The following is a 13,290-nucleotide window of genomic DNA, read 5'->3' as shown; positions in this document are numbered from 1 at the left end:
GTGGGCCGGCGGCACCGCCGCGGCCGCCGCGGCGATCTCCGACATGGCGCAGGAGATGGCCGAGGCCGGAAGGACCCCGCGCGACCACCTCGACGACGCGTCCCGGCTCGTCGCCGAGACCCCCGACACCCGGGTCAGCGTCACCCGCATCGGCCCGATGCGCGTCCCGGACATGCTCGTCACGCGCCTGGTCGAGGCCGTCGTGCACGCCGACGACCTGGAGCGGGCCACCGGAACCGCCTTCCCGCACGACCGGCAGGCGCTCGCGGTGGTGACCAGGGTCCTTGCCGACGTCCTGGCCGTCCGGGCACCCGGACACTCGGTCGAGGTGCGCGTCCCGCCCTTCGCCGTCGTGCAATGCGTCACAGGTCCCAAGCACACGCGGGGCACTCCGCCGAACGTCGTCGAGAGCGATCCGCGCACCTGGCTCCGCCTCGCCACAGGCCGTGTGACCTGGGAGGACGCCGTCGACCAGGGGAGTGTGCGGGCCAGCGGGGAACGCGCTGACCTGTCCGGGTGGCTGCCGCTGTTGGGGTGACCGCCGACCCCCGGAAGCCTCGCGTAGACTCGTCGCGTGCCACGTGGCGACGGACGACTCAACCACGATCTCTTCCCCGGCGAGAAGGGCCCGCAGGACGCCTGCGGTGTCTTCGGCGTTTGGGCCCCCGGCGAAGAGGTTGCGAAACTTACCTATTTCGGGCTCTACGCACTGCAACACCGCGGGACGGAATCCGCCGGTATCGCAGTGAGCAACGGCTCCCAGATCCTCGTCTTCAAGGACATGGGCCTGGTGTCCCAGGTCTTCGACGAGGCGACCCTGGGATCGTTGCGCGGCCATATGGCCGTCGGTCACGCCCGCTACTCCACCACCGGATCCTCGGTCTGGGAGAACGCCCAGCCCACCTTCCGGGCCACCGCGACGGGCAGCATCGCCCTCGGCCACAACGGGAACCTCACCAACACCGGTGAGCTGGCCCGCATGGTCGCCGAGCAGGGCCCCGACCGCGGTGAGCTGAACTACCCCTACCAGGGCCGCATCGAGGCCACCAGCGACACCGATCTGCTCGCCTCCCTCCTCGCGGGTCGCCCCGACCTGTCGTTGGAGGAGACCGCGATGCAGATCCTGCCCAAGCTCAAGGGCGCGTTCTCGCTGGTCTTCATGGACGAGGGCACGCTGTACGCGGCCCGCGACCCGCAGGGCATCCGCCCGCTCGTGCTCGGCCGCCTGGAGCGCGGCTGGGTCGCGGCGAGCGAGACCGCCGCGCTCGACATCGTGGGCGCGTCGTTCATCCGCGAGATCGAGCCGGGCGAGCTGGTCGCCATCGACGAGCACGGCCTTCGGACCCAGCGGTTCGCCAAGGCGGAGCCCAAGGGCTGCGTGTTCGAATACGTCTACCTCGCCCGCCCCGACACCGCCATCGCCGGGCGCGGCGTGCACGCGGCCCGCGTCGAGATGGGCCGCCGCCTCGCGAAGGAGGCGCCGGTCGAGGCCGACCTGGTCATGCCGACCCCGGAGTCCGGGACCCCGGCGGCGATCGGGTACGCGGAGGCGTCCGGCATCCCCTTCGGCCAGGGCCTGGTCAAGAACTCGTACGTCGGCCGGACCTTCATCCAGCCCAGCCAGACCATCCGCCAGCTCGGCATCCGCCTCAAGCTCAACCCGCTCCGCGAGGTCATCGCCGGGAAGCGCCTGGTCGTCGTGGACGACTCGATCGTGCGCGGCAACACGCAGCGCGCGCTGGTGCGCATGTTGCGCGAGGCCGGGGCGGCCGAGGTGCACGTGCGCATCTCGTCCCCGCCGGTGAAGTGGCCGTGCTTTTTCGGCATCGACTTCGCCACGCGCGCGGAGCTGATCGCGAACGGCCTGTCGGTCGACGAGATCGCCAAGTCGCTCGGGGCGGACTCGCTCGCGTACATCTCGATCGACGCGATGGTCGAGGCGACCACCATCCCCAAGGACAACCTGTGCCGGGCCTGCTTCGACGGGGTCTACCCGATCGAGCTGCCCGATCCGGAACGCCTGGGCAAGCACCTCCTGGAAGGCCTGGAGCAGTCCGTGCGCAGCGATGTGGACGGCGTTCAGTCCCTCCTCGGGGGAGCGGGCGCGGAAGACGCCCTGCGCCGCCCGTAAGGCCGTCGTCGGGGGCGCGCCGCCGCGCCCCCGGTCGGCCCCGGGCGTCCGACCGTGCGTCGCCGCCCGAGCCGACCCGGACGCGGAACCGTCTCCGACACCCTGAGGACCCGAACCACGCAGCACCCCGGACCTCCGGAAACCCCGATCCACCCCGAACCATCTCGACCCGAAAGGGCCGTACCGTCGTGACCGACAACGCCCCCTCCACCGCTGGCTCCACCTACGCCGCCGCCGGCGTCGACATCGAGGCCGGCGACCGCGCCGTCGAGCTGATGAAGACCTGGGTCGGCAAGGCCACCCGCCCCGAGGTGCTCGGCGGAATCGGAGGCTTCGCGGGGCTCTTCGACGTCTCCGCCTTCACGCGGTACACCCGCCCGCTCCTGGCCACCTCGACCGACGGCGTCGGCACCAAGGTCGCGATCGCGCAGCGCATGGACAAGCACGACACGATCGGTCGGGACCTGGTCGGCATGGTCGTCGACGACCTCGTGGTGTGCGGTGCCGAGCCGCTGTTCATGACCGACTACATCGCGACCGGCAAGGTCGTCCCGGAGCGCATCGCGTCGATCGTGAAGGGCATCGCCGAGGGCTGCGTGCTGGCCGGGTGCGCGCTGGTGGGCGGCGAGACCGCCGAGCACCCGGGGCTGCTGGACCCCGACGAGTACGACGTGGCGGGCGCCGGCACCGGCGTCGTCGAGGCGGACCGACTGCTCGGCGCCGAGCGCGTACGCGAGGGCGACGCGGTCATCGCGATGGCCTCGTCGGGCCTGCACTCCAACGGCTACTCGCTCGTGCGCCACGTGTTCCTCACGGGCGCCGGGTGGGCGCTGGACCGGGACGTGCCCGAGTTCGGCCGTACGCTCGGCGAAGAGCTCCTGGAGCCCACCCGCATCTACTCGCTCGACTGCCTGGACCTGGCGCGCCGCGCCGAGGTGCACGCCTTCTCGCACGTCACCGGCGGCGGCCTGGCGGCCAACCTGGCCCGCGTGCTGCCCGGCCACCTGGACGCCCGCCTGGACCGCTCGACGTGGACGCCCGGCCCGGTGTTCACGCTCGTCGGCGAACTCGGCAAGGTCGCTCAGCCCGAGCTGGAGAAGACCCTCAACATGGGCGTGGGCATGGTGGCCGTGGTCCCGGCGGACGCCGCGGACGCGGCGCTCGCGGTGCTGGCCGAGCGCGACGTACCGGCGTGGCTCCTCGGCCGCATCGAGGCCGGTACGGGCCAGGCGGTCCTGGAGGGTTCTCACGGACGCTGACACGGACTGCCCGCGGCGCGGCGCACTGCGCACGCGCGGACAGCACAAAGGGTCCGGGACCGACCACCAAAGGTCAGGTCCCGGACCGATCGGGTGCTGCTACACCCCTGACACGGGAGGCGAACCGTCAGACGAGGTCCGCGACAAGGTCAGCGGCGGCCCGAGGGGCCGTCGTCGTCCTCGTCGTCGTCATCGTCGTAATAGTCCGCATACGCCGCGTAGGGATCGTCGAGCTCGTCTTCATACGTGTCGTCACCGTCCGACTGAACCTGCGGTTCATCGGCTGACGACACGCCCAGCTCTTCGGCCAGACGGTTCAGATCTGTTCCGCCGCTGTTGTACTTCAGCTGGCGGGCGACCTTTGTCTGCTTGGCCTTGGCCCGGCCGCGCCCCATGGCTCGACCCCCTCAACGACGGGGCTCACGGCCCCGGGTCTTGACACGCGTTCACGATCAGGGTCGGTTCATCCAGGTTCAAGAACCGGCCCGTGGAGCATTAACGGTACCTGCTTCCGCGGCGCGACGGTACGTCGCATGGGTGACAGGTGGGCTCGGACCCCGACCCGGCAACACTGTTCCGGCTGGTCAGGGGCCTGATCGAGGGTCCTTCGCCGAGGCTGACGATACCCTGTGATTCAGCTTCCGAGGTAGATCCCGCGCAGACGACCCACATCGGCCATGCGCCGTTCGGCGAGTCGGTCGGCCGCGACGGCGGGCGGGACGCCCTCCTCGTCGGCGAGCGCGAAGACCCGCGACGCCGTGGCGCGGATGCCCGTAGCCTTGCGCTTCGCCCGCGCGAAGTCGAATCCGTGCAGCTCGTCGGCCACCTGGATGACGCCGCCCGAATTGACCACGTAGTCGGGCGCGTACAGCACGCCGCGCTCGGCGAGTGTCTTGTCGACGCCCGGGTGGGCGAGCTGGTTGTTGGCGGCACCGCACACGATCTTCGCCGTCAGCACGGCAACCGTGTCGTCGTCGAGCGCGCCGCCGAGCGCGCAGGGGGCGTAGATGTCGATCGGCTCGCGGATGAGCGCGTCGGTGTCGGCGGCGACGGAGACGGCCGGGTGAGCCGCGCGCACGCGTTCGAGTGCGGCCGGGTCGACGTCCGTGACCAGCACCTCGGCGCCGTCGTCGAGGAGGTGGGCGACGAGGTGCCTGCCGACCTTGCCGACCCCCGCGACGCCGACGCGGCGGCCGCGCAGGTCCGGGGTGCCCCAGAGGTGTTCGGCGCTCGCCAGCATGCCCTGGTAGACGCCGTAGGCGGTGAGCACCGAGGAGTCGCCGGCGCCGCCCGAGTCGGGCGAACGGCCGGTGACGTAGCCGCATTCGCGCGCGACGACGTCCATGTCCTCGACGTACGTGCCCACATCGCAGGCGGTCACGTAGCGCCCGCCGAGGGACTGCACGAAGCGCCCGTAGGCGCGCAACAGCGCCTCGCTCTTGTCGCGCTTGGGGTCGCCGATGATGACGGCCTTGCCGCCGCCGTGGTCGAGGCCCGCGAGCGCGTTCTTGTACGCCATGCCCTTGGACAGGTTGAGGACGTCCTCGACGGCCTCGTCCTCGCTCTCGTACGGGTAGAAGCGCGTGCCGCCCAGGGAGGGCCCGAGCGCTGTCGAGTAGATGGCGATGACGGCCTTCAGCCCGCTCGCCTCGTCCTGACAGAAGACCACCTGCTCGTGGCCGGAGCTCCTGCCGAACACGGGTCCCGGGGTGTGGGTCCGTGCGGTGGTGCCCGTCGTGCTTGTCGTCGTCACTGTGGTGACTCCCGAGTCCGGCCCGCGGTTGGGTGATCGCGGGCGTCTGCTCCAACCCTAGGACGGCCGCGACCTCCTGTGCGGGAATCCGGGTCCGGACGACGGCGCGATCCGGCGCGTGCGAACATTCGGTACGTGCGGACTTCGGTGGTGGCGCCCTACTCGGCATACCTGCGTGTCTACGAGCCGCTCGCGGCCTTCCCCGAGCCGGACCGCTCGCGGTGGGCCGATTACGTCCGCGACGTGCACACCCGGCGCGCCTGGGGGGCCGGCACCACGGCCGAACTGACCGCCCGGGAACAGCGGATGGCGATGGAGGGCATCCTCGCCACGCCTCCCGAGCCGGCGCCGCCGCACGAGAGCGAGGACGCGTTCGTCGCGGAGATCGACGGCGTCCCGGTGATCTGCCCGCGCCAGACGCGGCTGCGCTCCTGGACCGCACTGGCCGAAATGCGCCGGGAGTTCCCGCCGGTGGTGCTCGACGCCTTCTGGCCACGCGTCGTGCTGGCGCAGGCGGAGGCGGACCACGACCGCTGGCGGGCCCGCAATCCGGACGTCCAGCCGCACATCCACAGCAGCACCTGGCACGTGCCGATGAGGTGGTTCGTGTTGTTCGCGCAGGACGAGCGGGTGCTCGTCGCCCCCGAGGGCGGGCCGCCGGAGGGCCCGAGCGCGGAGCGTCCGGCCGAATCCGGGGACGGATGGGAGCTGTACTACCGGACGCCGATGGTGCAGGCTCGGCGTCGGGTTGCTCGCGCGCTGCGTGTTCTGCGCGACACCCTGGAGGAAGGCGCACTGATCTCCGGGCTCGAACACCTGGGCCGTTGGCTTGAAGAGTTCCATCCGAGAGCCATGGTCGAGCTCGACTTCGGCGGACTGGTGCGGCTGATTCCGTCCGGCGATCTCGCCGAGGAGCGCACGGCGGAGCATGTCGCGGAGGGCCTGACGGCGCTCGCGGCGGGCGACGGCGCGCGCGCCTCGGAGGCGTACCGGCGGATCACCGAGCGGTGGTCGGCGGTGCGTGCGCTGGAACATGCCAGTTGAGCAGGACGCTTGGCGCCCGGTTTGTCCAGTGGGCAAGAATTTCTGAGATCAACATCTCATAGGGCGCATACGCCAGCGAATTGCTCGTATATGATGAATCGGACAAAGGGTGCTCGTCACCCCTTGTCATGCTGTAACTACACAGGATTACCCAGTACCACCCTCAGTACCACGCAGTATTACGCAGTAGCACTCAGCTCCCCCAGGGGCACCCGGATTCCGCCCGGTCTCACGAGGCTGGTGTGGCTGGGTGGGCGCGGGGGGCCGATCGGCCGGAAGTGACTCTTCGTCACAGGCGGGTGACTGTCCGCTATGTACGGTCCTTCGGGATCGCGCCGGTTGACTGCTGCGATGCCAATTCCGGCGGTTTGACCAACCAGGGCCGCCGGATGGTGTACTTGTACTGTGAAGGACAAGCCGTTCGTCCTATAACCGACTTGGCCGCCGAGAACCATTTCGGACATCGGGGGTCAAGGTGCAGAATTTGAAGAAAGAACCGTGCTTGGTTCGGTTCTCCCGAGGAGGCCGCTCATGACCGCTCGTACGCCTGATGCCGAGCCGCTGCTGACGCCGGCCGAGGTTGCCACCATGTTCCGCGTCGACCCTAAGACGGTCACGCGCTGGGCCAAGGCCGGCAAGCTCACGTCGATCCGCACCCTCGGTGGCCACCGTCGCTACCGTGAGGCGGAGGTTCGTGCCCTGCTCGCGGGCATTCCGCAGCAGCGCAGCGAGTCCTAAAGCCTGGGCAGGGGCCACCTGCATCAGCCGTTTGTCTTGGGCGTCGCGCGCGCCGGTCGGGCCGGGAAGAGGCCGGAGGCTGCGGTCGGGGGGCGGGGCCGGGGCTTCCGGCCGGGTCTGAAACGAGGGCGGAATCGGGTTCCGCGGGGGTGAAGTCGGCCGGTTCACGGCGCGTCCCATCCGAGGATCAGTAAAATATCACATACAATGCATGGCCTGTTTCCGGCCTCATTTGAAAACCGTTTCCAGTCAAAACCGTGACGTGCGTCACACTCCTCGTGGACCCCGAGTCGCGGCGGCCGTCCGAGTCGTTGGACCACCCCTCGGGACCTCCGCCGAGACGGGGTGATCGGACCTCGGCGGCACGCCTTACAGTTGTCGCCATGTCCAGTAGTACGCGGGTTTCCGGGGCGGCCGAGGCGAGCCCCCGGAACGGCAACAGCTCGGGGGCGGCCACTCGCGCCAAGCTGCTGCGTACCGCGGAACGCCTGTTCGCCAAGAACGGCATCGACGGCGTCTCCGTCCGCGACATCACCGGCACCGCGGGGGCCAACAGTGCGGCCGTGCACTACCACTTCGGGTCCAAGCAGGACCTGATCGCCGCGATCCTGCACCGCCGCCTCGAATCCCTCGGTGTCCGCCGCGAGCAACTGCTCGCCGAGCTGGAGGCCGACGAACAGCCCGCGCTGCGCGACGTGGTCGTGGCGTTGCTGCTGCCGACCGTCGAGCTGAGCCGCGACCGCCGCGGCGGCGGCCACCACTACCTGGGCTTCCTCGTCGCGGTGGGGGAGCACCCCACGTCGATGCACCTGATCACCGACGAGGTCGACCCGCTCACCGCCCGGTACCTGTCGGTCCTCCAGCGTGCGCTGCCGGAACTGCCGCACGGGGTCATCCTGTTCCGCTTCGGCATCGCCAAGGACCTGATGAACCGCGTGCTGCGCCAGGGCGCCGTGCGCGAGTGGCTGCGGCGGCACGCGTCCGACGACGAAAAAGTGCTGTTCGACCAGCTCGTGGACTTCCTGGTGGGCGCGCTCTCGGCGCCGCCGCACTCCGCCTGAGCACCCGCGGGAGAAGTCATCGGCCGCGGACATCTCTGTCCTGCAACGGCTCTTGACGATGTGTCAGACCAGGCACACAATCACCAATCTCAGCCAGTCGTTTGATCGACAAGTCGGGTAGCCCGGCCTGTTGCGACCGGTCGCAAGTCCTCGCGAATCACGTACGGCACCACCGCGCACTGAACGGCACGTCAGTCAGGTGAACGACCGAACTCCGCCAGGGACACCGTCCCGGCGGTCCGTGAGGAGGAACCCTTGCCACGTCTCCTACGCGCCGCAGGACTGGTGCTGGTGCCGGTCCTGCTGATCGCCGGGTGCAATTCGTCGACCACGAAGAAGGACGACGACAAACCGAACGACCCCGGCGCGTCGGCGTCCAAGGACCCCATCAAGATCGGCGGTGTGGTCTCCAAGACCACCTCGTCGGGTTACAGCAAGGCCGACACCGACCTGGGCGCCAAGGCCCGGTTCATGATGGCCAACGACGAAGGCGGCGTGAACGGCCGCAAGATCGACTACATCGGTTCCGAGGACGACGGCCAGGAGTCCGCGCGCACCATCACCGCGGTGCGCAAACTCGTGCAGCAGGACAAGGTGTTCGCCATCGTCCCGGTCAACACCACCACCATCGGCGGGTCCGCGGACTTCCTGCGCGACAACAAGACCCCGTACATCGGCTGGGGCACGCTCCCCGCGTTCTGCGGCCAGGAGTACGGCATGGGCTACAACGGCTGCCTCGTGCCGACACCGGGCCACAACGTCAACACGTCGTGGCCGGGGCTGCTCACCGACATCCTCGGCGGCGCGCAGGGCAAGAGCGTCGCGCTGATCACGCAGGACACGGACGCCGGCAAGTTCGGGCTGCGCACCTACCAACAGGCGTTCCCGCCCAGCGGGTTCACGGTGTCGTACGCCAAGTCCACGGTCCCCGGCACCACGGTCCCGACGGACTGGAGCCCGTGGGTCGGCGAGCTCATGTCGAGCAACGGCGGCAACCCGCCCGACGTCGTCGTGTCCGTCATGCAGACGCCGGCCAACATCGGCCTGTTCACCGCGCTCAAGCGGGCCGGTTTCAAGGGCATCCTGACCGACGCCACCGACTACGACCCGGCACTGCTCAAGCAGGCCGCGTCGAAGGAGGCGTTGCAGGACGTCCAGGTGTTCGTGCAGAACATGCCGTTCGAGTCGACGGCCCCGGAGATGGCCAAGTTCAAGGAGTACATCGCCAAGGCGAAGGGTTCCGAGGTCACCGAGTGGAACCAGTCGATGATGGTCGGCTGGAACTCCGCGGACCTGTTCCTCGCGATCGCCAAGAAGGCCGGTGACAACCTGACCGTGGAGACCTTCCAGGCTGCCGCGGCCAACTTCGAGGACCAGTACGCGCTGGTCGGCGACCGCAAGTTCCCGCTCGGTCGCAACGACTCGTTCGGGTGCGGGGCGATGGTGCAGCTCAAGGGCGAGACGTACGGCATCACTTCGCCGTACAAGTGCTACCCCTCGATCCCGTTCGAGTGACCCGGTTCGAGTGACCCGCTTTGAGCGTCCCGGTTCGGGTGACCTGCTTCGAGTGACCCGCTTGGAGTGACCCGGCACGTGATCCGGCGCCGTCCGCACGTCGTACGAGGGAGCGCCACGGCACATGAGTGAGCTCGTCGGCTACATCATCAGCGGTCTGGTCACCGGCGCGATCTACGCGCTGCTGGCGTCCGGACTCGTCCTCGCGTACTCGGCCTCGGGAGTGCTCAACTTCGCCCACGGGGCCACCGCGTTCCTGTCCGCGCTGTTCTTCTACGAACTCAACCAGGGTCTCGGCTGGCCCTCGGTGCCCGCCGCCCTGGTGACCGTCTTCGTCTTCGCACCGGGGCTCGGCTGGGTGCTCGACCGCATCATGTTCCGCAAACTGGCGCGGCTCGGCGAGACACCGCAGATCGTCGCCACGATCGGTCTGCTGGTCGCGCTGCCCGCGCTCGGCCAGTGGATCGTCCGGCTGCTGACCGACGCGGGCGTCGACCTCGCGCCGTCCGAGAACCAGTACGGGCTGCCCGGGGTCGGGCCCAACCCGCCCGCGCACTGGGAGTTGATGGACGGGGTCGGCATCGACTCCAACCAGCTCATCACCTGGGTCGTCACCGCGGTCGTCGCCGTCGGGCTGTGGGTCCTCATGCGGCACACCCCGCTCGGGCTGCGGCTGCGCGCGTCGGTGGACAGCCGTACGCTCACCGAGCTGCGCGGCGTGAGTGCCGACCGGCTGTCCGGCATCGCGTGGATGCTGTCCGCCGGACTCGCGGGCGCGGTCGGGGTGTTGGCCGCGCCGCTGCTCGCGCTCAGCCCGGTCGACTACACGTTGGTCATGTTCGTGTCCGCGGCGGCGGCCGTGCTCGGCCGGTTCAAGTCGGTGCCGATCGCGTTCGGCGGCGGCCTGCTGCTCGGCGTGGTGCAGAACCTCGTCGCGGGGTACGCGCCGTCATGGACCGACGAGATCACCGGTCTGCGCACGGCCGTCCCGTTCGTACTGCTCTTCATCGGCCTGCTGGTGATGTCGCGCAGCAAGCGCAGCGCCGGGACGGCCGCCGTCGACCAGCCGCCGCCCGACTACCTGGCCGGGATGTCGCCGCTGCGGCGCTGGGCACCCTGGCTGATCGCGGCGGCGTTCCTGGCGGTCAGCCTCTACACCTGGACCACCGCGTTCTGGATCGGCCTGATCGCGCAAGGGCTCGCGGCGTCACTGGTGTTCCTGTCGTTCACCGTCGTCACCGGGCTCGGGGGCATGGTCAGTCTCGCGCAGGCGACCTTCGTGACGGCGTCCGCGCTGACCGCCGGGCTGCTGATGAGTCACGGCGTGTCCTTCTTCCTCGCCCTCCTCGCGGGGACGGCGGTGGCCGCGCTGCTCGGCATGGTCGTCGCGCTGCCCGCGCTGCGGCTGTCCGGGCGCATGCTGGCGCTGGCCACGCTGGCGCTCGCGTTCCTGGGCGACCAGGTGCTGTTCCAGATGAGCTGGCTGCGCAACGGCGACGTCGGCTGGGCGGTCCCACGCCCGGTCGTCGGCCCGGTCGACCTCAACGACGACCGGGCGCTCGCGCTCGCCCTGCTGGTCATCGTGGCCGCGGTGGTCGTGCTCATCCGCAACCTGGAGAACTCCGCGTCGGGCCGCGCGATGCTGGCGGTACGCTCCGCGCCCCCGGCCGCGATGGCCTCCGGCGTGTCGGTGCTGCGCACGAAGCTCGCGCTGTTCGCCATCTCCGCGGGCATCGCCGGGTTCGGCGGTGTGTTCTGGGCCTCCTTCAACACCCGCATCACCGCGACCGAGTTCACCGCGATGAACGGCCTCATCTGGCTGGCCATCGTGGTCGCGGCGGGTATCCGCCGACCGCAGTTCGCGGTCGTCGCGGGGCTGACTTTCGCGCTGTTCCCGCACGTCATGGAGGACTACGTCACCGACTCGCCGCATGTGCCGGTGATCCTCTTCGGCCTCGCAGGGCTGGCGCTGGCGAGCAATCCCGAGGGCTGGGTCGTGCAGATGGCCGAGGGGCTGCACGCGCTGCGCGGGCGGATTTCCGGGCGTACCAAGCCTGTTGTCGGCAAGGTCGCCGAACCGCCCGTCGAGGACGGTGCCGCGCCGGTGGTGAGCGCCGCCGCACCGCCGACCGCGGGCAGGACCGGGGAGCACGAAGAGCCCGCGGAAGTGCTGTTGCGGCTACGCGGCGTCCGTGCCGGATACGGCGGTGTCGAGGTGCTGCACGGCGTCGACCTCGACGTCCGGGCCGGCCGGATCCTCGCGCTGTTGGGCGCCAACGGCGCGGGCAAGACGACGACCTGCGCGGTCGCGGCCGGGCTGCTGGCCCCTACCTCGGGGACGGTCGAACTCGGCTCCGGGGACGGCGTCCTGCGCGACGTCACCCGCCTGTCGGCGGTGCGCAGGTCGCGCGAAGGAGTGCTGCTCGCGCCCGAGGGCCGCGGCATCTTCCCGTCGCTGACCATCGACGAGAACCTGTCGATGTGGCTCCGGTCGGCGGACGAACGCGACCGCGTCTACGAGCGGTTCCCGAATCTCGCCGGACGCCGCAAGGTGGCCGCCGGTTCGCTGTCGGGCGGCGAGCAGCAGCAGCTCACCGTGGCCCCGCTGCTGGTACGCCCGCCGCGCGTGCTGGTCGCGGACGAACCCTCGCTCGGGCTCGCCCCGCTGGTGGTCGAGGAGATCTTCCGCTTCGTCGTCGAACTCCGGGACCTGGGTGTGGCGTTGCTGTTGGTGGAGGAGAAGGCGTCGGAGATCCTGACGGTCGCGGACACGGTCGCCTTCATGAGCGTCGGGCGAGTGTCGTGGACCGGCCCGCGCGCGGAGGTGGACGAGAACCGCCTGACGGCCGCGTACCTCGGCCTGACGGACGGCGACGTGCGGAGTGTGGAGACCGCCGGGAACGAGGTGGGGGCGTGAGCGAGCGGACCTTCGACGCGGTGCACGCCGCGCGCGCGGCCGCCGGGAGTTGCGGGGTGGCGGCATGAGCGGAACCGCGGTGGACGTCGCCGAGTCGGCCGGGGAGGTGGCGCCGCCGCCGGTCCTGCGGGCCGAGGACGTCGGGGTGGCGTTCGGCGGCGTCAACGCCCTGGTCGGGGTGACGCTGGAGGTGCGCGCGGGCGAGGTCTGCGGACTCATCGGGCCGAACGGGGCCGGGAAGACCACGCTGTTCGACGTCCTGTCCGGCATCCGGAGGCCGGACACCGGCGTGGTGCGCTTCGACGGGCACGACGTGTCGGGGCGTGGGCCGGTGTGGCGGGCCCGGCACGGGATGCGGCGCACGTTCCAGCGGCAGCAGCTCTTCGGACGCCTGACCGTGCTCGACAACCTGGTGGTCGCGGAGGAGTGGCGCGGCGGGGGCGGCGGCATCGCCGCGGACCTGCTGGCGCTGCCCGCGCGGCGCCGTCGCGAGCGCGAACGGCGGGCGCGGGCCGAACAGATCCTGGAACTGTGCGGTCTGACCGAGCTGCGCGACACGTATGCGGGAACCCTGCCGGTGGGCCAGGCCCGCATGGTGGAGCTCGCCAGGGCGGTGGTGGACACCCCGAAGGTGCTGCTGCTCGACGAACCGGCGTCCGGGATGTCGTCCGCGGAGAGCGGATGGCTCGGCGAGGTCGTCCGCCGCCTTGTCGACCACGAGCACTGTGCGGTGTTCCTGGTCGAACACGACGTCGCGTTCGTCATGGCGCTGGCCTCCCGGGTGGTCGTGCTCAACCTCGGCGAGGTGCTGGCCGAGGGCACACCGGCCGAGGTGCGGGCGAACCAGGCGGTACGCGACGCCTATCTCGGCG

At 70.4% G+C, this 13,290-nt stretch carries 11 protein-coding genes; 9 read left to right on the top strand and 2 right to left on the bottom strand.

Features of this window, described 5'->3' with window-relative positions; translation table 11 throughout:
* The 3 genes from ACRX5S_RS06490 to purM all read left to right on the top strand — a co-directional run.
* A partial coding sequence (locus ACRX5S_RS06490) for a sterol carrier family protein (protein ID WP_436771802.1) occupies positions 1-538 on the top strand: 538 nt, incomplete at its 5' end.
* A gap of 36 nt (positions 539-574) precedes the next feature.
* Positions 575-2,131, top strand: coding sequence for an amidophosphoribosyltransferase (gene purF / locus ACRX5S_RS06485; RefSeq protein ID WP_436771801.1), 1,557 nt, complete (start codon positions 575-577; stop codon positions 2,129-2,131).
* Between the two features lie 188 nt (positions 2,132-2,319).
* Positions 2,320-3,390, top strand: coding sequence for a phosphoribosylformylglycinamidine cyclo-ligase (gene purM / locus ACRX5S_RS06480; RefSeq protein ID WP_436771800.1), 1,071 nt, complete (start codon positions 2,320-2,322; stop codon positions 3,388-3,390).
* A gap of 149 nt (positions 3,391-3,539) precedes the next feature.
* Here the strand turns inward: purM and ACRX5S_RS06475 are convergent, their stop codons facing one another.
* The gene (locus tag ACRX5S_RS06475) at positions 3,540-3,785 is read right to left on the bottom strand and encodes a DUF3073 domain-containing protein (protein ID WP_436771799.1); all 246 of its coding nucleotides are present in this window, start codon (positions 3,783-3,785) and stop codon (positions 3,540-3,542) included.
* 239 nt (positions 3,786-4,024) lie between these two features.
* Positions 4,025-5,089, bottom strand: a complete 1,065-nt coding sequence (locus tag ACRX5S_RS06470) for a Glu/Leu/Phe/Val family dehydrogenase (protein ID WP_436772225.1) — start codon at positions 5,087-5,089, stop codon at positions 4,025-4,027.
* A gap of 189 nt (positions 5,090-5,278) precedes the next feature.
* On the opposite strand from ACRX5S_RS06470, the gene ACRX5S_RS06465 reads away from it, so the two are divergent.
* From ACRX5S_RS06465 to ACRX5S_RS06440, 6 genes are all read left to right on the top strand, one after another.
* Positions 5,279-6,187, top strand: a complete 909-nt coding sequence (locus tag ACRX5S_RS06465) for a hypothetical protein (RefSeq protein WP_436771798.1) — start codon at positions 5,279-5,281, stop codon at positions 6,185-6,187.
* Between the two features lie 531 nt (positions 6,188-6,718).
* Positions 6,719-6,925, top strand: a complete 207-nt coding sequence (gene bldC / locus ACRX5S_RS06460; protein WP_003980577.1) for a developmental transcriptional regulator BldC — start codon at positions 6,719-6,721, stop codon at positions 6,923-6,925.
* Positions 6,926-7,308: 383 nt separating this feature from the next.
* Positions 7,309-7,986: a TetR/AcrR family transcriptional regulator gene (locus ACRX5S_RS06455; protein WP_436771797.1), complete on the top strand. Its 678-nt coding sequence runs from the start codon at positions 7,309-7,311 to the stop codon at positions 7,984-7,986.
* Positions 7,987-8,241: 255 nt separating this feature from the next.
* A complete protein-coding gene (locus ACRX5S_RS06450; RefSeq protein WP_436771796.1) occupies positions 8,242-9,501 on the top strand; it encodes an ABC transporter substrate-binding protein in 1,260 nt (419 codons plus the stop codon).
* A 124-nt stretch (positions 9,502-9,625) separates the two neighbouring features.
* Positions 9,626-12,418, top strand: coding sequence for an ABC transporter permease subunit (locus tag ACRX5S_RS06445; RefSeq protein WP_436771795.1), 2,793 nt, complete (start codon positions 9,626-9,628; stop codon positions 12,416-12,418).
* Positions 12,419-12,482: 64 nt separating this feature from the next.
* On the top strand, positions 12,483-13,290 hold an 808-nt coding region (locus tag ACRX5S_RS06440), incomplete at its 3' end, for an ABC transporter ATP-binding protein (RefSeq protein ID WP_436771794.1).

Source organism: Yinghuangia sp. YIM S09857 (genome assembly GCF_051388915.1).
In the GTDB taxonomy this organism is placed as follows: domain Bacteria; phylum Actinomycetota; class Actinomycetes; order Streptomycetales; family Streptomycetaceae; genus Yinghuangia.
Note: the sequence above shows the minus strand (reverse complement) of the source record. Positions and strands in the feature narration are given on the sequence as shown.